21 protein-coding genes are annotated in these 19,952 nt (G+C 51.0%); 16 read left to right on the plus strand and 5 right to left on the minus strand.

Annotated elements, in window-relative coordinates; translation table 11 throughout:
* From topA to OH31_RS08840, 4 genes are all read right to left on the minus strand, one after another.
* Positions 1 to 2,628: a type I DNA topoisomerase gene (gene topA / locus OH31_RS08825; RefSeq protein WP_024930446.1), complete on the minus strand. Its 2,628-nt coding sequence runs from the start codon at positions 2,626 to 2,628 to the stop codon at positions 1 to 3.
* A gap of 110 nt (positions 2,629 to 2,738) precedes the next feature.
* Positions 2,739 to 3,680: a tRNA 2-thiocytidine(32) synthetase TtcA gene (gene ttcA / locus OH31_RS08830; RefSeq protein WP_019881159.1), complete on the minus strand. Its 942-nt coding sequence runs from the start codon at positions 3,678 to 3,680 to the stop codon at positions 2,739 to 2,741.
* A gap of 64 nt (positions 3,681 to 3,744) precedes the next feature.
* Positions 3,745 to 4,068 carry a hypothetical protein gene (locus tag OH31_RS08835; RefSeq protein WP_024930447.1) on the minus strand — a complete coding sequence of 108 codons (324 nt, stop codon included), beginning with the start codon at positions 4,066 to 4,068 and terminating at the stop codon, positions 3,745 to 3,747.
* A gap of 6 nt (positions 4,069 to 4,074) precedes the next feature.
* On the minus strand, positions 4,075 to 4,827 hold the full coding sequence (locus OH31_RS08840; protein ID WP_024930448.1) for a pteridine reductase: 753 nt from the start codon (positions 4,825 to 4,827) through the stop codon (positions 4,075 to 4,077).
* 42 nt (positions 4,828 to 4,869) lie between these two features.
* Here OH31_RS08840 and OH31_RS08845 point away from each other — a divergent pair, with 42 nt between their 5' ends.
* Entirely contained in the window at positions 4,870 to 6,039 is a 1,170-nt protein-coding gene (locus OH31_RS08845; RefSeq protein ID WP_024930449.1) for a class I SAM-dependent methyltransferase, read from the plus strand.
* 663 nt (positions 6,040 to 6,702) lie between these two features.
* Complete coding sequence (trmB, locus tag OH31_RS08850; protein WP_024930450.1) at positions 6,703 to 7,413, plus strand: tRNA (guanosine(46)-N7)-methyltransferase TrmB; 711 nt, start codon at positions 6,703 to 6,705, stop codon at positions 7,411 to 7,413.
* Positions 7,414 to 7,458: 45 nt separating this feature from the next.
* Here trmB and yihA read toward each other — a convergent pair whose 3' ends face one another.
* Entirely contained in the window at positions 7,459 to 8,094 is a 636-nt protein-coding gene (gene yihA / locus OH31_RS08855) for a ribosome biogenesis GTP-binding protein YihA/YsxC (protein WP_019881164.1), read from the minus strand.
* Between the two features lie 107 nt (positions 8,095 to 8,201).
* On the opposite strand from yihA, the gene OH31_RS08860 reads away from it, so the two are divergent.
* From OH31_RS08860 to murA, 14 genes are all read left to right on the plus strand, one after another.
* Positions 8,202 to 8,834: a cytochrome c gene (locus OH31_RS08860; protein WP_024930451.1), complete on the plus strand. Its 633-nt coding sequence runs from the start codon at positions 8,202 to 8,204 to the stop codon at positions 8,832 to 8,834.
* Positions 8,835 to 9,056: 222 nt separating this feature from the next.
* Complete coding sequence (locus OH31_RS08865; RefSeq protein ID WP_024930452.1) at positions 9,057 to 10,973, plus strand: cytochrome c biogenesis protein ResB; 1,917 nt, start codon at positions 9,057 to 9,059, stop codon at positions 10,971 to 10,973.
* 21 nt (positions 10,974 to 10,994) lie between these two features.
* Positions 10,995 to 12,137 carry a c-type cytochrome biogenesis protein CcsB gene (gene ccsB, locus OH31_RS08870; RefSeq protein ID WP_024930453.1) on the plus strand — a complete coding sequence of 381 codons (1,143 nt, stop codon included), beginning with the start codon at positions 10,995 to 10,997 and terminating at the stop codon, positions 12,135 to 12,137.
* Between the two features lie 194 nt (positions 12,138 to 12,331).
* Positions 12,332 to 12,970, plus strand: a complete 639-nt coding sequence (locus OH31_RS08875) for a type II secretion system protein (protein ID WP_024930454.1) — start codon at positions 12,332 to 12,334, stop codon at positions 12,968 to 12,970.
* A gap of 129 nt (positions 12,971 to 13,099) precedes the next feature.
* Positions 13,100 to 13,903 carry an ABC transporter ATP-binding protein gene (locus tag OH31_RS08880; RefSeq protein WP_019881169.1) on the plus strand — a complete coding sequence of 268 codons (804 nt, stop codon included), beginning with the start codon at positions 13,100 to 13,102 and terminating at the stop codon, positions 13,901 to 13,903.
* A complete protein-coding gene (mlaE, locus tag OH31_RS08885; protein WP_019881170.1) occupies positions 13,903 to 14,697 on the plus strand; it encodes a lipid asymmetry maintenance ABC transporter permease subunit MlaE in 795 nt (264 codons plus the stop codon). The genes OH31_RS08880 and mlaE overlap by 1 nt, the downstream gene beginning before the upstream one ends.
* 36 nt (positions 14,698 to 14,733) lie before the next feature.
* Positions 14,734 to 15,279: an outer membrane lipid asymmetry maintenance protein MlaD gene (mlaD, locus tag OH31_RS08890; RefSeq protein WP_019881171.1), complete on the plus strand. Its 546-nt coding sequence runs from the start codon at positions 14,734 to 14,736 to the stop codon at positions 15,277 to 15,279.
* Between the two features lie 26 nt (positions 15,280 to 15,305).
* Positions 15,306 to 15,908: a phospholipid-binding protein MlaC gene (locus OH31_RS08895; RefSeq protein ID WP_024930455.1), complete on the plus strand. Its 603-nt coding sequence runs from the start codon at positions 15,306 to 15,308 to the stop codon at positions 15,906 to 15,908.
* A gap of 37 nt (positions 15,909 to 15,945) precedes the next feature.
* The gene (locus OH31_RS08900) at positions 15,946 to 16,239 is read left to right on the plus strand and encodes a lipid asymmetry maintenance protein MlaB (protein WP_232411244.1); all 294 of its coding nucleotides are present in this window, start codon (positions 15,946 to 15,948) and stop codon (positions 16,237 to 16,239) included.
* Positions 16,240 to 16,314: 75 nt separating this feature from the next.
* Positions 16,315 to 17,229, plus strand: a complete 915-nt coding sequence (locus OH31_RS08905) for an ABC transporter ATP-binding protein (protein WP_024930456.1) — start codon at positions 16,315 to 16,317, stop codon at positions 17,227 to 17,229.
* Entirely contained in the window at positions 17,226 to 18,032 is an 807-nt protein-coding gene (locus OH31_RS08910) for an ABC transporter permease (RefSeq protein WP_019881175.1), read from the plus strand. Before OH31_RS08905 ends, OH31_RS08910 begins: the two co-directional genes overlap by 4 nt.
* Positions 18,033 to 18,097: 65 nt before the next feature.
* Positions 18,098 to 18,343 carry a BolA family protein gene (locus OH31_RS08915; RefSeq protein ID WP_024930457.1) on the plus strand — a complete coding sequence of 82 codons (246 nt, stop codon included), beginning with the start codon at positions 18,098 to 18,100 and terminating at the stop codon, positions 18,341 to 18,343.
* Between the two features lie 30 nt (positions 18,344 to 18,373).
* A complete protein-coding gene (grxD, locus tag OH31_RS08920; RefSeq protein WP_019881180.1) occupies positions 18,374 to 18,682 on the plus strand; it encodes a Grx4 family monothiol glutaredoxin in 309 nt (102 codons plus the stop codon).
* Between the two features lie 2 nt (positions 18,683 to 18,684).
* Positions 18,685 to 19,950: a UDP-N-acetylglucosamine 1-carboxyvinyltransferase gene (gene murA, locus OH31_RS08925; RefSeq protein WP_024930458.1), complete on the plus strand. Its 1,266-nt coding sequence runs from the start codon at positions 18,685 to 18,687 to the stop codon at positions 19,948 to 19,950.
* Positions 19,951 to 19,952: the final 2 nt, after the last annotated feature.

The following is a 19,952-nucleotide window of genomic DNA, read 5'->3' on the forward strand; positions in this document are numbered from 1 at the left end:
TTATTCTTCAGCCGGTTTTTTAGTCCGCTTGCTGGTGGCCGCTTTGCTGGTGCTGGCTTTCTTAGTGGCGGTTTTCTTCACTGTGGTTTTTGTAGTCGCTGTTTTTGCCGCAGCCGTTTTCGGCGCTGCGGCTTTCTTCGCTGCTGGTTTTTTAGCAGCCGGTTTTTTGCTGGTTTTTCCCCCATCTTTAGCAGCTTTTTCCACCAGCAACTCAAGGGCTTGTTCTACTGTGAGCTCTTCTGGCGTGACGCTCTTAGGTAGCGTGGCACGGATACCATTGTGTTGTACATAAGGGCCAAAGCGGCCAGAAAACACCTCAATACGACCTTCACCTGACGGATGTTCGCCCAGGTCTGCCAGTGGCGTCGGTCCATTCGCCGCGGCCAGCAGCTTCACTGCACCTTCGAGGTCTATGCTAAACACGCTCTCGGTTTTGGGGATCGATTTAAACTTGCTATCGTGGTTCACATACGGCCCAAAGCGGCCGATATTGGCGACAATCTTTTTACCTGTTTCCGGATGTTGGCCCAGGTCGCGTGGCAAACTCAGCAACATATGCGCGGTGTCGATATTGACCTGGCTCAGCGGAATTTCTTTGGGGATGCTGACGCGTTTAGGTTTTTTCTTGTCGCCTTCTACCGGCTGACCCACTTGTAAATAAGGGCCATACGGGCCATTCATCAGGTAAATGTCTTTTTGCGTATCGACATCCTGCCCGATCACCACTGGCTCGCTGGCCATATTGGCTTCGCCATCCAGATTGCGTTTGTAATCGCACTTGGGTGTGGCGTTATAGCCAGTACAGCCAATAAAGCTACCGTAGCGGCTGAGCTGTTTCTGTAACTGACGGCCGCATTTCGGGCACATCTCATCGATCAGTTCGTTACCTGGGCGCTCCACATCGGCTTTGACCTGAATCTGCTGGTTAAAGCCCTGCCAGAACTTGTCCATGACAGGCACCCAGTCCAGGTTGCCTTCGGCAATTTCGTCCAGCTCATTTTCCAGCTTGGCGGTAAAGTCGTAATCGACATACTGGGTGAAATGCTCGGTGAGGAACTTATTCACCACACGGCCGACATCTGTCGGCGTAAAACGTTTTTTATCCAGCACCACATATTCGCGGTCTTGCAGGGTTGAGATAATGCTGGCGTAAGTCGAAGGGCGGCCAATGCCATACTCTTCGAGTGCTTTGACCAGGCTGGCTTCTGAATAGCGCGGTGGCGGCTCGGTAAAATGTTGTTCGCCGAAAATTCTCTCAACAGTCAACACCTCGCCAGTTTCCAGATGCGGCAACTTGGCTTCGGCGTCTTCGTCTTCTTTGTCGTCGTCCTTGCCTTCCATATAGACGGCAATAAAGCCAGGGAATACCAGGGTCTGACCAGTGGCACGGAACAGGTTGGCGTCTGTGCCGACCGCCAAATCCACGCTCACGGCATCATATTTGGCTTGCGTCATTTGGCAGGCCAGGGTGCGCTTCCAGATCATTTCATACAATTTGAACTGTTCGTCGTTCAAGTACTGACGCACGCTGGCAGGCGTCCGTGTAATATCGGTCGGGCGAATCGCCTCGTGCGCCTCTTGCGCATTCTTGGCTTTGGTTTTGTACATGATAGGCGACTTGGGCAGGTAGTCTGCGTCAAAGTGCTTTTTCACGTAATCGCGGATCTGCATCACGGCTTCGGCTGCCAGGCTGAATGAGTCAGTACGCATATAGGTAATCAAACCGACCGTGCCGCTACCAACGTCCATGCCTTCGTATAATTGCTGCGCGACGCGCATGGCCCGGCTGGTGGTAAAGCCCAGCTTGCGCACGGCTTCCTGTTGCAGGGTAGACGTGGTGAACGGTGCGGCCGGGCTGCGGCTGCGTTGTTTTTTCTCCACCCGCGTGACTGTGGTTTTGCCAGCCGAGGCCAGCAATAACTTGCCCACAATATCCGCTTGCTGATCATGGTTGGTGACGGTGAATTGTTCTACTTTCTGGCCATTGAGTTGTACCAGTCTGGCATCAAAGCCATGGGCATGCTTGAGCGCGCCCATATGGATGCTCCAGTATTCCTGGCTGGTAAAGGCTTCAATTTCCAGCTCGCGTTCTACAATCAGGCGCAGTGCCGGGCTTTGTACGCGGCCCGCGGACAAACCACGACGGATTTTTTTCCACAACAACGGTGACAGGTTAAAGCCGACCAGGTAGTCCAGCGCGCGACGCGCTTGCTGCGCATTGACCAGGTCCATGGAAATATCACGCGGATGGTCAATGGCGTGTTTCACCGCGGTTTGCGTAATTTCATTGAACTCTACGCGTTTTACCAGCTTGTTTTTGATCAGCTTTTTTTCTGCCAGAATTTCGGCAATATGCCACGAGATGGCTTCACCTTCGCGGTCCGGGTCGGTTGCCAAATAAATGCTGTCGGCATTTTTTACGGCTTTGGCAATGGCATCGACGTGTTTGCTGTTGCGGTCGATGATGTCGTACTTCATGGCGAACTGCTGCGTCGGGTCCACGGCGCCATTTTTAGGGATCAGGTCGCGCACATGCCCGTAAGAAGCCAGGACCTCAAAATCACCGCCCAAATATTTTTTGAGGGTTTTGGCCTTGGAGGGAGATTCAACGATCAGCAGTTTTGACATTGAGCAGTCTGTGTAAGAGTTGGCTAGATAATAGCAAGCGTTTTAACTACTAGACAATATATCGGTGCGGAAAGTCATCAATTAAGGTCTTTCCGCATCAAAACGTTGTGTTATTCCTCAGTGGTGACCGTCATCGGGAACGGTTTGCGTGCAAACTCGATGCGTTTGTCATCCTGAGTGGCAATCGACAATGCCATGTCGTTGCTAGCAAATTTTTCGTGGTCAAACATTGGGTCTTCGTCTTCTTCCTTGGCCTGGCTCAGATGCTTGAAGTCATACAGGTCAAAGTCAGCCAGGTGTGAAGGCTCGACATTGCCAATCGCACGGAAGATATTATTGATGCGCCCCGGCTGTTCGCGTTCCCAGTTATTGAGCATATCCTTGATTTTCTGGCGTTGCAGGTTTTCCTGGCTGCCACACAAATCACACGGAATAATCGGGAACTGCATGCCGCGCGCATAGCTGGCAATGTCTTTTTCGGCACAATAAGCCAATGGGCGGATCACCATAAACTCACCGCGGTTGGTGGCCAGTTTAGGTGGCATGGCCTTCATTTTGGCGCCGTAGAACATATTGAGGAACAAGGTTTGCACGATGTCATCGCGGTGGTGGCCCAAGGCAATTTTATTGGCCCCCAGTTGTTGTGCGGTCGTATAAATAATGCCGCGACGCAGGCGTGAGCACAGGCTGCAGGTGGTTTTGCCTTCGGGGATTTTTTCTTTCACAATCGAGTAAGTGTCCGCTTCTACAATACGGTACTCCACGCCCAGTTTTTCCAGGTAGGCGGGCAAGATGTCTGCCGGGAAGCCTGGTTGTTTCTGGTCCAGGTTCATCGCAATCAATTTGAAGTTGATCGGTGCGCGCTCCTGCAAGGCCAGCAAAATCATTAACATGGCGTGGCTATCCTTGCCGCCGCTCATGCACACCAGCACGGTGTCACCTTCTTCAATCATATTGTAATCGCCAATAGCTTTCCCAGTCGCGCTAATCAACTGATTGCGCAGTTTGAGGAAGTTTTGGCTAACGTCGTCTGGATAATGTTTGGTCTTCATAGGCGCGCATTATAGCGGAAAGCAAGGTAAAGTCACGCTAAGTCTTTGATTATTCTGATTGATTTTATTCGGATAAAGAAACATCTGCATCACAAGCTGTTCCTGCCGCGATCCAGCGCTTGAATAAACGGCTGGCCGATGCATTCATATTTTCTGGCAGCCACCATAAGAAACGTGCCGGTTCACTGACCATGCCACATAAATAACGCTGGGTCTGGTCACTCCAAATCAGTGCCCGGCATGGTGCCTCATGTGGCCACAGCAATGCCAAGCTGACCGGGCAAGGCTCGGCGGCACAACAGACACCACAGCCGTTACACACTTCACCCAAAGCGGGTTTTTGCGGAGCCTGCACGTGTATGGTGATGGTTTGTGACTGGGCTTTCATTCGCCACTATAAACTCAAATTGCGTCCGCCATCGACTGCCAGCACATGGCCGGTAATAAATGGTGCATCATAAATCAAGAATTTGACTGCTTTGGCAATGTCGGATGGTTCGCCTGTGCGTTTGAGCAAGGTTTGGTTGATGACTTGCTTGCGGTAGACCTCATCAAACTCCTGATTATCATCTGGCCACAACACCGGGCCTGGGGCAACAGCGTTTACCCTGACCTCGGGGCCGAGTTCCTGTGCCAGCGATTTGGTCAGGCTGACCAACCCAGCCTTGGCCGCACTGTAAACAATATAGTGCTTTTTCGGGCGCTCAATATGCATGTCGGTAATATTGACGATGCAGCCCTGACTGGCGCGTAAAGCATCCGCCGCTGCCTGGCTTAAAAACAGCGGTGCTTTCAGGTTGCTGCCCATCAGCTCTTCCCATTGTGCGGTATCTATCTGGCCGAGTTTAGTCGGGTAATAACTGGAAGCATTGTTGACCAGCGCATCAAGTCGGCCAAAGCGTTGCAAGGCAGCGGTGATCAGTTGCGATAATGCGGGCATATCGAGCAAATTTGCTTGTGCGATTACCACGCTGTCAGGCCGCGCCTGATTGAGCTCTGTTTGCAAGGCAAGCGCTTCGTCTGCACTGGTGTGGTAATGCAACAGAATATTGGCGCCTTGACGGTGTAGCTCGCGGGTGATGGCGGCGCCGACACGTTTGGCACCGCCGGTAATCAGCATGACTTTAGAAGCGGAAGGGGAATTCACGTTGGTCTCTTTATTCTGGACTGGTCACATTATAATGGCTGAATGACTGCTCAACCGAATTCTTCTCGATTACCGGCACTGGATGCCGCGGCGCAACAACACAGCGACACGCTACTTGCATACATTCAGCAGCGGGTGCAGCAGCAAGGCGGCTGGATTTCATTTGCCGACTATATGCAGATGGCACTTTATACCCCCCACCTTGGCTATTACAGCGGCGATGCCAATAAGTTCGGTCTTGGTGGCGATTTTGTCACCGCGCCGGAAATTTCGCCATTGTTTGCGCAGGCGCTTGCCAACCAGGTCGCGCCGGTGCTGCAGACGACTGCGGGCAATGTGCTGGAGCTAGGGGCTGGTACGGGTAAATTGGCGGCAGGCTTACTGCTGCGGCTGGCAGAGCTGGAGCAGCTACCGCAGCATTATTTTATTCTTGAGGTAAGCGCTAACTTGCGACAGCGGCAGCAAGAATACCTGCAAAGTATATTGCCAGCAGCCTTATATTCTCGCCTGCAGTGGCTGGATGCGTTGCCAGAGACATTGACTGGCGTTGTGGTCGGTAATGAGGTGTTGGATGCCATTCCTGTGCATGTGGTTGAATGGCGAGCCGGGCAGTGGCTGGAGCGCGGTATTGGGTTTGATCAGCAATTAGTGTGGCAAACACAACTGCTGCAAGAGCTGTCACTGGTGGCGGCAATTGATACGCACCACTTACCTGACGGGTATATCACCGAAGTGTGCCCGGCCGCGCAAGGTTTGATTGCCAGCCTTGCTACCATGTTGGTGCGTGGCCTGGTATTGATGTCTGACTACGGGTTTGCTGCAAGTGAGTACTACCATCCGCAACGTGCGCAGGGGACATTGATGTGTCATTACCAACATTACGCGCATGATGATCCATTGATCTATCCCGGCCTGCAGGATATCACTGCACATGTTGATTTTACTGCGATGGCGGAAGTCGCGGTGGCGCATGGACTGGATTGTGCGGGATATACCAATCAGGCGCAGTTCTTAATCAACTGCGGTATTTTGCAGTTGCTGCAACAGGTGCCGCCAGAAGAGAGTGCGCGCTATTTGCCTATGGTGGCGGCGGTGCAAAAATTGCTATCTCCGGCGGAGATGGGGGAGTTGTTTAAAGTCTTGGCGTTGAGTAAAGGGCTGACATTGCCGTTGATGGGATTTTTGCAGGGGGATAAGCGGCATCTGTTGTAATGGTTGTTTTTTTGATTTGGCGTAGAAGGTAATTCTTTAGGTCTTTGATGTGACGTTGTGTTTCGCTTTTACAGCGAGTTACTTTTCTTTGCTTGCCCAAATAATAAGTAACCAAAAGAAATGCACCCCAGCTTCCGCTTGATTCCTGCGCTACTCGGTTTGCCGGGCGTCCATCGAAACTCGCCCTGACAAGCCACACAAGACGTGGCTTGTTGCGGAACTCGGACAGCCGATGGCCGAAGACTCCCGCCAACCCTGCGTTGCTCGGCGCGGCAGATGGGGGCCCCGAACACCAAGCGAGCGCCACCATTCGTGACTTTTATAAATCAATTGGTTTTTCAACTGTTCAAACTTCTACGATGTGAGTTTGGCGAGATAAATCCCATTCCATCACGCTGAGTAGCGGAGACAAAATAAGGAAAAAGGGAGCGACTGTTTGAGCTCCGCGGCAGCTTGCGGGGTGTGCAAGCTGCTAGGGCGAGTTTCGTGACCGCTTATTTTGTTGAGCAACGCAAGGGAGCCGCAGGCCGTGATGGCTGGGTGCCCTCTTTTTGGTTACTTTTTTGGGGCAAGCAAAAAAAGTAACTCGCCTACAAGGCGAAAGGGCTTATGTATCAAATCCCCATATGCAGAAAATATGTGCTCTAAAGTATAATGCGCCCCATGACCGAAATCGACCCAACCCCAGAATCTTCCGAAGCGCCTTACCAGCGCCGCATCCGTAGTTTTGTCTTACGCCAGGGGCGTTTGACCAAAGGCCAGGAGCGGGCCTTGCAAACGGCTTGGCCGACATTCGGTATTGAATATACCGATCAAGCGCTGGATGTGAGTCAGGCTTTTGGCCGCACCGAGAGCAAAAAGATTCTCGAAATCGGTTTTGGGATGGGTGATGCCACGGCAAAGATTGCACAAACCTTGCCCGACTGTGATTTCCTTGCGGTAGAGGTGCATACGCCTGGTGTCGGTAGTCTGCTCAAGTTGATGCAAGAAGGTGATATCAGCAATATCCGTATTATTCAGCATGATGCTGTTGAGGTGCTGCAGAATATGCTGGCGGACGCTTCGCTGGATGGTGTGCATATTTTCTTCCCGGATCCGTGGCACAAGAAGCGTCACCATAAGCGCCGCTTGATTCAAGCGGAGTTTGTGCAGTTGTTATGCTCCAAATTGAAAGCGGGCGCTTACATCCATGTGGCGACTGATTGGCAGGAGTATGCCGAGTGGGTGTTGGAAGTATTGCAAGGCGAAACGCAACTGCAAAATACAGCGACAGATTATGCTGAAAAACCGTCTTACCGCCCGTTAACCAAGTTCGAGAATCGCGGCCTGAAGTTAGGCCACGGCGTGTGGGATTTGGTGTTTAAGCGGGTTTAATGGCTGATGCGTAGAATAAAAAAAGCAGACTGATGTCTGCTTTTTTTATTCGCTGGCAGCTGGTTCATCCTGCGCGTCGGCATCGTTGCCGAAAAACCATTCGCCAAGTACTTTTTCTGCCTCATCGACACCTTGCTTCTTCAGGCTGGAGAAGAGTTGCACGGTGATTTTTTCGCCCCAGCCTTCTTGCAATTCTTTGCGCACTTTGCCGATCAGGATGCTGGATTCGCTGCGTGATAATTTGTCACTCTTGGTCAGCAGGACATGCACCGGTTTGCCGGAAGGGCAAAACCAGTCCAGCATTTGCCTGTCTAGCGGTGTGAGCGGATGGCGGCTGTCCATCACTAATACCAATCCGGCCAGGCTTTGGCGTTCGCTGAGGTAGCGTGACAATACATTTTGCCAATGCATGCGCATGGCCTCGGGCACTTTGGCATAGCCGTAACCGGGTAAATCGACCAGGTGTTTGTCGTCGCCCAGCGTAAAGAAGTTAATCAGTTGCGTGCGGCCGGGTTGCTTACTGACAAAGGCCAGCCGGTTATGGTTGGCCAGGGTGTTTAATGCGCTGGATTTGCCCGCATTGGAGCGTCCGGCAAAAGCGACTTCGATGCCACTGGCAGGCGGAAGGTCACGCAGATGATGTGCCGACAGGTGAAAGCGGGCGTTTTGAAAAACTGGCATGATGGAGTTGAGTTGCCTCAAGGTTTTATGGACTATTCAGCTGTGCATGCTATCACGAACAAGGTTTGTTTGATAAAATGGCGCAGAATAAAATGTTGGGGCATAAAATGATGTTAAAGAGTTTTAAAGCAGGATTGTTTGTGCTGCTGGCGATGGGTATGCAGCCAGTATTCGCTGAGGAAGCTGCCTCAGCGGAAGCCGCGCCAGTGGTGAATGGGCCGGAAAAGATTGTGCAAAACGTGTGTGCGGCCTGTCATGGTGCCGACGGTAACAGCGTGATTACCACCAACCCGAAATTGGCGGGCCAGCATCCAGAATATTTGCTCAAGCAGTTGAGCAACTTTAAAGATGGCACGCGTGCTAACCCGGTGATGGCCGGTATGGCCGGGGCGTTGAGCCAGGAAGACATGGAAGGCCTGGCGAAATATTTCTCCAGCCAAAGCATTAAACTGGCTAAATCAAAAAGCAATGGCAAGGGTTCTTTGGGCGAGAAAATTTACCGCGGTGGTATTGCGGCGACCCAGGTGCCAGCCTGTGCGGCCTGTCATGGTGCGACGGGTGCTGGATTGCCAAAACAGTTTCCACGCTTAGCGGGTCAACACACTGACTACACTTTGCAACAGCTGAGAACTTTCCGTACCGGTGAGCGCGCGAATGCGCCAATGATGATGACCATCGCGGCAAAAATGAGCGATGCCGAGATGCAAGCAGTTGCAGATTACATTCAAGGTCTGCGCTAGTCGTTGCTGATTGAAAAAAGGTGGCTGCGGCCACCTTTTTTACTGTAGGGCTATTTTTACTGTAGGGCTAGGCAACCTTTTACGGTGGATGTCGTCCACAACTGCGCGTCTTGCGTTGTATGGCGATCATCGCGTGCCCAACCTTAACTAGTCAATTTTAAAGAGATCGTTTTGAAAGCTCCCATTTCCTTATCGCAGCGTGTGTATGAGCTATTGAGCTCAATGCGCTTTGCTGTGAGCCTGTTGACGCTGTTGGGTGTGGCCTCGATTATTGGTACCGTGCTCAAGCAAAACGAGCCTTATACCAATTACATCGTTAAATTTGGCCAGTTCTGGTTCGAATTGTTTGAAATGCTGGGTTTGCTGGATGTCTATCATGCGGCCTGGTTTTTACTCATTCTGCTATTTCTAGTGGTATCGACCACCTTGTGTGTCATCCGTAATGCACCACTGATGGTCAAAGAGTGGCAAGTATATAAAGAGCACGCCACTGAAAAATCGCTGCGTTTGTTTGGTCATCAGGCCAGTTTGGCGACAGTGCAGCCAGCTGCGGCATTACAAACGCAATTCAGTGAGTTTTTAAGCATAGAGCGTTATCGCTTTAAAACCCGCCAGCAAGATAATGGCGATATATTGATCGCCGCCAAGCTGGGTACACACCAGCGCCTGGGCTATATTTTTACCCATGCAGCGATTGTCGTGATCTGTTTTGGCGGTTTGCTGGATGGTAATTTGCCATTCAAGGTACAAGAGCTGCTCGGCTGGAAGAAAATCGAAACGCGTGATATTTCTTCGCGCAAAGTGCCGGCAGAAAGCCGTTTGGGCGTCAATAACCTGTCGTTCCGGGCCAATATGACGCTGCCGGAAGGCGAGCATGACAATGTGGCGTTTGTGCGTGTGCGTGACGGCTATCTGGTGCAAGACCTGCCATTCACTGTGGCGCTGAAAGATTTCCGCATTGAGCATTATGCGACCGGCATGCCGAAGTCGTTTGAGAGCGATATCGTCATCACCGATCCTGAGTTGAGCAAACCTATCGAAACCACGATACGCGTCAATCATCCTTATACCTATAAAGGCATCGCCATTTATCAGTCTGACTTCCAGGATGGTGGCTCGGAGCTCAAATTCAAATTATGGGATTTGGCCGCCAGCAACCAGGACGGGTTTAATATTGATGGGGTGGTGTCGCAAAAAGGCTCATTAGGCGACGGCGCACAAAAAATGACGGTGGAGTTTAACGAGTTCCGCCAGTTTAATATTTTGAATTTGTCTGCCGATGGTAAAGGCAAGCCACATAATGTTGGCCCCAATACCACCTTGAAGCTGCGTAATGCCAGCGGCCAGGCACGCGAGTACATGAGTTATATGCAGCCATTGCAACTGGATGGCCGGGCTTATTTTGTCTCTGGTATGCGTGAGACGGTACAGGATGAATTCAAGTACCTGCGCATTCCGGCGGATGCTGAATTGGAAATCAACGGCTTTATGCACTTGCGCCAGACGCTGCGTAACGAGCAGGCGATACGTGAGATTGCTAGCCAGGTAGCTAAACAGATGCCGGGTGACAATGCCGCATTAAAGGCGCAGTTTGAGCAAAGCCTGCAACATTTGCTGGTGACGTTCAAGCAAGGCGGGTACAGTGAGTTGTCGCGTATTATTGAAAGCGCAGTGCCGAAAGACCAGCGCGAGCAGGCAGCACAAACGTATTTGAAACTACTCAACCGGGCTGCATTGCAAGGCTATCAAATGAGTCGTGCCCAGCGCCAGTTGCCACCGGCACCTGAAACCCAGGAGACGGTGATGTTTATCCAGGATAGCTTGAATGCCATGAATGACTTGTTCTTTTATGGCACGCCCTATTATTTCCAGCTCAAGAATTACACACTTAAACAGGCCAGCGGTTTTCAGTTAACACGTTCTCCTGGTCAAAACTGGGTGTATTTTGGTTCGGTGATGCTGGTACTGGGTATTTTTTCCATGTTCTATATTAAGGAACGTCGTCTATGGTTATTGATCAAACCTGCACAGCAAGAGGTGTTGCTGGCAATGTCGTCTAACCGTAAAAATATGGATCTGGACCAGGATTTTGCACGTGTGCAACAGCAATTGACTGCGCTGCTGCAAGCGGCTGCCTGACGGAATGAAGAGGGGAATGTGATGAGTACATCATTATTAGTAAAGCCAACATCGTTTTGGCAATCATTAAGCAAATTTGACTGGATTTACGCCGTGTTGTTGCTGGCCGGCGGGATTTTCTCTTACCAGCGGTATGCCGGCTTTATGGATGTCTATGAAGTCAGCTTTTTGTTTGGCGCGGTGGCCTTGTTCAGTTACCTGGGCTGGCGCTGGTCGGCGATTGCGCGGCTGGTACTGGGGATTGCGGTATTGAGTCTAGTCGGGGTCTATAGCTATCAGGGCGACCTGGCCAATGGTAGCCAGCAATTTCTGCTCAAATTTTTGCTTGCCAGCCAGTCTGCTGTCATGTGGATGAACGTGTTGTTTGTACTGGCCATGCTGACCTATTGGCTGGCGCTGTTCCAGAAGTCGGTGTTTACGGCAAAAGTTGCCTCCGCACTTACCTGGGCTGCCACTTTGTTTGGTTTTGTTGGCCTGATGGTGCGCTGGTATGAGTCTTACCTGATTGCGCCGGATGTTGGCCATATCCCGATCAGCAATTTGTATGAAGTATTTATCCTGTTTTGCCTGATTACCTCTTTGCTGTATTTGCACTACGAAAAACTGTTCAATACGCGTCAATTAGGCGGATTTGTACTGGTGGTGATTAACGCTGCGGTGGGTTTTATCCTCTGGTATACCTTTGACCGCCATGCCAACGAGATTCAACCCTTGGTGCCTGCTTTGCAAAGTTACTGGATGAAGATACACGTGCCGGCTAACTTTATTGGTTACGGTGCATTCTCGCTAGCGGCCATGGTGGCCGGTGCTTATCTGCTGGTAAAGCATGGTGTGCTGGCCAGCCGCCTGCCAGCATTGCATGTGCTGGATGATTTGATGTACAAGGCAATTGCCGTTGGTTTCGCTTTCTTTACCATTGCCACCATTCTGGGTGCGATGTGGGCAGCTGAAGCCTGGGGTGGTTACTGGTCCTGGGATCCTAAAGAAACCTGGGCGCTGATTGTCTGGCTGAATTACGCCGCCTGGTTGCACTTGCGCTTAATGAAGGGCTTGCGTGGCACTGTGTTGGCCTGGTGGGCGCTGGTCGGTTTGCTGGTCACGACCTTTGCCTTCCTTGGTGTGAATATGTTCCTCAGCGGCCTGCATTCCTACGGCACGCTTTAACTATTAAGTGCTGCTTTATCCGCGGGCAGATGCGTATGCATCTGCCCGTTTTCTTTATATTTCTCTTGAATTTCTCACTGGGATAATGTTAACAATTATTAATTAATGTTAATATTGTTAGGTCGGCATCGAATGGATGCTGATGCCGGCAAGGTAATACTTCTTACAATGATTCGGTATCAGGAGGATTCAAAATGAAAAAGCAATTAGGATTTAGCTTGATTGAATTGGCCATTGTGCTGGTGATTGCAGGGTTGTTACTCGCGGGTGTCATGCGAGGGCAGGAATTGATTGCCAATGCCAAGGTAAAAAGTCTGGCCAGTGATTTCAGAAACATACCCACTTACTTTTATGGATATCAGGACAGGTTCCGTACCTTGCCCGGAGATGATCGTTCGGCAGATACCCATGTCGCTGGTACGAATGCAAGTACCAATGGACAGGTGCAGAACGGCTTGATTCAAGGCGGCTGGAATTCAAGCACCAACACGGATGAGTCATTTTTGCTATGGCAGCACTTACGATTGGCGGGATTAGCCACCGGCACGACAGATACCACCAGTGCGCAATATGCCCCCCGCAATAGTGAAGGCGGGCAGCTGGGGGTGACCAGCGTTGCCGATCTGGCGGCCGTCACTAACGGTACCTTTAATACTGCGCACGCCATGTGTTCTGATGCCATTCTTGGGCGATACGCGCTACAGCTGGATACCATGATGGATGATGGCGTGGGTAATAGCGGCGTGATGCGCATCGTGGTGAATGGCACGCCAGGTACGGGCGTGGCCGCGCCGGCTGCCGGTACGGCTTATTTAGTCTGCATGAGTTTTTAGTGTAGAATACAACATAAATTTGTAACAAAAGGCCTGGATTTTCAGGCTTTTTGTTTTATGTCGGATACATTCAACGTTTGAGACACATTCTGTTTTAGAATGGTAGCCGTTTTACACCACCCACTTCCTATGGCAAACGCAATTGTAGAAATCCAAGACCTGTCTTTCGGGTATAAAGGCCGATTGTTGCATAAAGGCATCAATATGACCTTTCCTAAAGGCAAGGTGGTTGCCATTATGGGCGGTAGCGGCAGTGGCAAGACCACTTTGCTGCGCCTGATCGGTGGTCAACTCAAGCCAACCAAAGGCCAGGTGCAGGTTGGCGGTGAGATTGTGCACCAACAAAACCGTGAAGGCATTTACCGCTTACGCCGCAAAATGGGCATGCTGTTTCAACACGGTGCCTTGTTCACGGATTTATCCGTGTTTGAAAATGTGGCTTTCCCAATGCGCGAGCATACCAATTTACCTGAAAGCATGATTCGTGATCTGGTGTTGCTCAAATTGAACGCGGTGGGTTTGCGTGGTGCACATGCCTTGATGCCAACTGAGCTTTCTGGCGGCATGGCACGGCGCGTTGCGCTGGCCCGCGCAATTGCGCTGGATCCCAGCATTATTATGTATGACGAACCGTTTGCCGGTTTAGACCCGATTTCGATGGCGGTGATTTGTGATTTGATTCGCAGCCTGAATGATGCTTTGGGTGCTACTTCAATTATCGTGACGCACGATGTGGAAGAAACTTTCCAGTTTGCTGATTATGTTTATTTTGTGGCAGATGGTGTGGTTGCTGCTGAAGGCACGCCAGACGATTTGCGCAATTCCGAGTTACCGTTTGTACACCAGTTTGTGCATGGTGAAAAAGATGGCCCAGTGCCATTCCACTATGCGGCGCCTGAATATCACGCCAGTTTGTTGAGAGGTGCGCGTTAATGGTATTGCATAAATTGAAGCGCCTGTTCAGTAAGCTGGGCGCAGGCTGTATCAATAAAATCTGGCGGCTGGGTGCTGGCGGCCGTTTGTTCTGGCTGACCTTGATTTCTTCCGGTGAAAGCTTTCGCCGTTTTAGATTGACTATCCGTGAAGTGTATTTCACCGGCGTATTGTCGCTGATTATTATCCTCGTTTCGGCCTTTTTTGTTGGCATGGTGCTGGCATTGCAGGGGTATCACACCTTGCAGAAATATGGCTCTTCGGAAGCCATTGGTGTGCTGGTCGCCTTGGCACTGGTGCGCGAGCTCGGTCCGGTAGTGACCGCGTTGTTGTTCGCTGGCCGTGCAGGCACTGCGATTACCGCAGAGATTGGTTTGATGAAGGCCACCGAGCAATTGTCAGCCATGGAAATGATGGCGGTGAGCCCGATCGCGCGCGTGATTGCGCCACGTTTCTGGGCAGGCGTGATTGCCATGCCGGTGCTGGCAACTTTATTTTCCATGGTCGGTATTTTGGGTGGCTACCTGGTGGCTGTGCCATTAATCGGTGTCGATGCAGGCGCATTCTGGTCGCAAATGCAGGCCAACGTCGATTGGGAATTCGATATTTTGAATGGCGTATTCAAAAGTGTGGTGTTTGGGGTGGCATGTACCATGATTGCCTTGTTTGAAGGCTATGACGCACCGCCAACAGCGGAAGGTGTGAGCCGTGCAACGACCAGAACGGTCGTGACTTCATCACTGGCCGTGTTGGGGCTGGATTTTATCTTAACGTCGTTCATGATTGCTGTTTAGCAATTGGAACGCACGGTGACTCGCGGGGAATAAACAATGGAAAGAACAACAATTGATTTGTGGGTAGGCATTTTTGTCGCGCTCGGTTTTGCAGCGTTACTTGGCTTGGCAATGAAAGTAGGCAATCTGACGACCAGCAGTATCGGCCAGACTTATCTGGTGACTGCGAACTTTGAGAATATTGGTGGTCTCAAACCACGCGCACCAGTGAAAAGTGCTGGCGTAGTGGTTGGTCGCGTGAGTGAAATTGTGTTTGACCCTAAAACTTATGAAGCCGTCGTGAGTCTGAACATCGACACGCGCTACAACTTTCCTAAAGATACGTTTGCCAATATCTATACAGCCGGTTTGCTGGGTGAGCAATATATTGGTCTGGAAGCTGGTGGTGACGAAGTTAGCCTGAAGAACGGCGACAAGATTTCTCAAACACAGGATGCCGTGGTGTTGGAAAAACTGATTAGCCAGTTTCTTTACAGCAAGGCAACCGAAAGCGATGACAAACCGAGTACAACAGCATCTACATCAACCGAATCGACAGGTGATGCGTTAGATGCAAGTCCATTGGACAAAATTGGTAAGTAACTTAATCAATTGGTAAAGGGAACACAATGAAAAAGTGGTGGATGGCAGTTGCCATATGGCTGGTAAGCGGTGTGGCAATGGCTGGCATAACGCCGGATCAACTGGTGAAAAAGACGGCGGACGATGTGATTGAAGTCATTAAGAATGACAAAGACATCCAGGCCGGCAACCAGCAAAAGATTTTTGCCTTGGCAGAAGAAAAAATCCTGCCTAACTTTGACTTTGAAAAAGTGTCTCGCCTGGTGCTGGGTAAAAACTGGACCAATGCGACTCCTGAGCAAAAAACCGCTTTCCAGGCTGAGTTTAAGACACTGTTGTTGCGTACATATGCTACTGCTTTGTCCAAGTATAAAAATCAAACCATTGAATACAAGCCTTTCCGTATGGAAGCCGGTGCTGACACTGCAACGGTTAAAACTGCGATCCAGCAATCTGGTGGCGATCCGATCAGTGTGGATTACAGCCTGGGTAAAAAAGCGGATGACTGGAAAGTATTTGATATCGTGATTGAAGGTGTGAGCCTGGTTACCAATTACCGTAGCCAGTTTGCACAGGAAATCCGCCAGAATGGTCTGGACAGTTTGACGAAAAAACTGGCCGATAAAAACAAGGCGGCAAGCGGTAAGTAATTACCTGGATCGCATTCAGGCATCTTTGGAGAATTTTGTGGCTCAAATTACGCAACAGGAAAACACTTTGCAGTTCAGTGGTAACTTGCTGATTACGAATGTCAGCGAAACCCTGAATCATTTGCAAACGTTGCATCTTGAGTCACCATTAACCCTGGATTTTACAAAGGTAGATGAGGTCGATACGGTCGCCGTCAGCCTGATTCTGGAAATTCAGCGGCAGCTTAATCATCAGCATACCGAACCTGGGGCAATGTCAGTGATTGGGGTACCGGAAAATCTGCGAAGTTTGATGCAACTTTACGGTGTCGACGGATTCTTGTTGAGTTAGTTGAAAATCCAGTCTAACAGCCCCAGCTCTGACGAGGTGGGGTTTCGTTTTTTGTGGGATAGCGAAAGGTCATACGTGGCTGCAGCCATAGAAATTTCAGGCATTACCAAGCGCTTTGGCGAGTTCGAAGCGCTACGAGGGGTCGATTTGCGCATTGAGCAAGGCGAGTTTTTTGCTTTGCTGGGCCCGAATGGCGCGGGCAAGTCGACTTTGATTAACCTGCTGGCGGGTTTGTTGCAGCCTACTAGTGGCAGTATCCGCATCATGGGCCATGATGTACAAACCGACTATCAGCGTGCGCGTAGCGCCTTGGGTGTGGTACCGCAAGAGCTGGTGTTTGACCCGTTTTTTAATGTGCGTGAAATGTTGCGCTTCCAGGCCGGTTATTTTGGCCATGGCCCTGAAAATGATGCCTGGGTCGACGAAGTGATTGAAGGCCTGGGCCTCACCGATAAAGCGCATACCAATATGCGTAAATTGTCTGGAGGCATGAAGCGCCGGGCGTTGATCGCACAAGCTTTGGCACATAAGCCGCCAGTGATTGTGCTTGATGAGCCCACGGCCGGCGTGGATGTCGAGTTGCGGCAAATGCTGTGGGCGTTTATCCAAAAGCTCAATCAGCAAGGGCATACCATTATTTTGACCACGCATTATCTGGAAGAGGCCGAAGCCTTGTGTGAGCGCGTGGCCATGATGAAGCATGGCAAGATCGTCGCGCTGGATACCACGCGTGCATTGCTGAAGAGCCATGCCGCCAAACAGCTTTCTTTACGCCTAACTGGCCCGTTGCCAACGCCACTGCAGTCTTTGCTCAAGCAACAGAATGGGGATGAAGTGGTACTGGCATTATCCGAGTTGTCACAGGTTGAAATGGTCTTAAGCGTCTTGCGTGAAGCCAATGTGGCCATTCAGGATATGCAATTGCAGGAGGCGGATTTGGAAGACGTGTTCTTGAATCTGGTCGGTAACCAGAAAGGGGCCTTAGCATGAAATGGCTAAATCCTTTCTTCTGGCTGGATGACAAAGTCAGCCCGCGCTGGCGTGGTGTTTATACGCTGTTTAAAAAAGAGCTGTTACGCTTTTGGCGTGTGGCGTTCCAAACCGTCGCTTCGCCCATCCTGACCGCATTGTTATACCTGCTGATTTTTTCGCATGTGCTGGAGTCGCACGTCAAAGTCTACGACCAGGTCAGTTATACCGCTTTTCTGGTGCCAGGCCTGATGATGATGTCCTTGTTGCAAAATGCCTTTGCCAACAGTTCATCCAGCCTGATCCAGTCCAAGGTGATGGGTAATATTGTCTTTTTACTGCTGACGCCGATTAATACACTTGAATTCTTTGCTGCATTCCTGGCGGCGTCCATGATCCGTGGTTTGCTGGTTGGTTTGAGCATTTATCTGGTGGCTCTGTGTTTTGTCAGCGTGCCCACCGTGTATCCGGGCTGGATTATTGCGTTTGCCTTGCTGGGCAGTGCCTTGCTTGGTACGTTTGGCATTATCGCCGGCATCTGGGCGGACAAGTTTGACCAGATGGCGGCTTTCCAGAACTTTGTCATTATGCCGCTGACCTTTTTGTCCGGCGTGTTTTACTCGATTCACTCCTTGCCGCCGTTCTGGCAAGCTGTGTCGCAATTGAATCCGTTTTTCTACATGATCGATGGCTTCCGTTACGGCTTCTTTGGCCATGGCGATGTCTCTCCCTGGCTCAGCCTCGCGGTTGTCGGCAGCTTCTTGCTAGCATTGGCGTGGCTATGCCTAAAGATGTTAAAATCCGGTTATAAATTACGCAGTTAGCGGATAGGTACAGGAAACAGCTTCCTGCCTCGTCCCTCTGTATTTTGTTGAATAAGTGAGGTTTTGTGTTAACAGCAGCGCAACTTGAAGCATACATCCGCAGTGGACTGGAATGCGATTACCTGAAAGTGAATGGCGATGACGGCACCCATTTTGATGCGGTGATCGTCAGCCCGGCATTTGAAGGCAAGCGCATGGTCCAGCAGCATCAATTGGTCTACGCGGCATTGGGTGACCGCATGCGTGCCGAGATTCACGCGCTGTCTATGCAAACCTATACCCCGACGCAATGGCAGCAACAGCAAGCCTAGCGTTTTAATGAATATTTGGAGTCAGTCAACATGGATGCACAAGCACAAATTAAAGACACGGTAAGCAATAACAAAGTGGTGTTGTATATGAAAGGTAGCCCGAAATTCCCACAATGTGGTTTTTCCAGCGTGGCTGCGCAAATCTTGAGCGCCTGTGGTGCCGAGTATGTGGCGATTGACGTGTTGCAAGACATGGATATCCGCGAAGGGATCAAGCAATACGCTAACTGGCCAACGATTCCGCAGCTCTATGTTGATGGCGAATTTATTGGTGGTGCCGATATTATGCGTAGTATGTATCAAAGCGGTGAACTGCAAACCCTGTTGTCGAAAGCGTAATTTTGGACAAACTGATTATTGAAGGCGGCGTGCCGCTGCATGGCGAAGTGGTGATTTCTGGCGCCAAAAATGCCGCGTTGCCGATTTTATGTGCCGGGCTGCTGGCAGAAACCCCTTTTACCTTAACCGGTGTGCCTGAGTTGCGCGACGTCGCCTCGACGCTCAAGTTGCTGGATACAATGGGTGTGAAAGTCAGCAAGGACGGCGATCAGGTCACGCTGGATGCCAGCGACGTGGCTTCGTTTGAAGCGACCTATGAAATGGTGAAAACCATGCGCGCCTCCATTCTGGTACTGGGCCCGTTGCTGGCTCGTTTCGGCACGGCGCGTGTTTCCCTGCCAGGTGGCTGTGCCATCGGCTCACGGCCGGTAGATTTGCATATCAAGGGGCTGCAAGCCATGGGCGCTGCCATGCATATTACGCATGGCTATATCCAGGCCAGCACCTTGCATTTGCCAAACCGCCGTTTGCAAGGCGCCAAATACTATATGGATATGGTCACCGTCACCGGTACCGAGAACCTGATGATGGCGGCTGCGCTGGCGCAAGGGACCACGGTGCTGGAGAACGCTGCCAAGGAACCTGAGGTCGTTGACCTGGCGGAATGCCTGAATAAAATGGGCGCCAAGATCACTGGTGCGGGTACCGATACCATTACGATTGAGGGCGTGGAGCGCCTGACCGGCGCGCAGCACCATGTGGTGTGCGACCGTATTGAAGCAGGCACTTATATGGTGGCTGCCGCGATGACAGGTGGCGAAGTGACTTTGAAAAATGCCCGCGCTGATTTGCTGGAAGCAGTGATTGAGAAGCTGCGTGAAGCCGGGGCGAATATCAGTCATGACAGTCATAGCATCACGGTCAAAAGTACTGGCAAATTGAAAGCGGTCAATGTGCGTACGGCACCGCACCCGGCTTTCCCAACCGATATGCAGGCTCAGTTTATGGCCATGAATACGGTGGCAGAAGGCGTGTGTACGGTGATCGAAACCATTTTCGAAAACCGCTTTATGCATGTGCAGGAGTTGCAGCGCATGGGCGCCAATATTGATGTGCAGGGTAATACCGCCATGGTGCAAGGGGTTTCCGCGCTGGAAGGTGCCAATGTGATGGCTACTGATTTGCGTGCGTCTGCTGGCCTGGTGTTAGCTGGCTTGGTGGCGGATGGCGAAACCGTGATTGACCGCATTTATCATCTGGACCGCGGTTACGAAAAGCTGGAAGAGAAACTGAATCAACTGGGCGCCAAAGTGCGCAGATCGAACTAATC

It is taken from the genome of Methylophilus sp. OH31, from assembly GCF_000576615.1.
Classification (GTDB): domain Bacteria; phylum Pseudomonadota; class Gammaproteobacteria; order Burkholderiales; family Methylophilaceae; genus Methylophilus.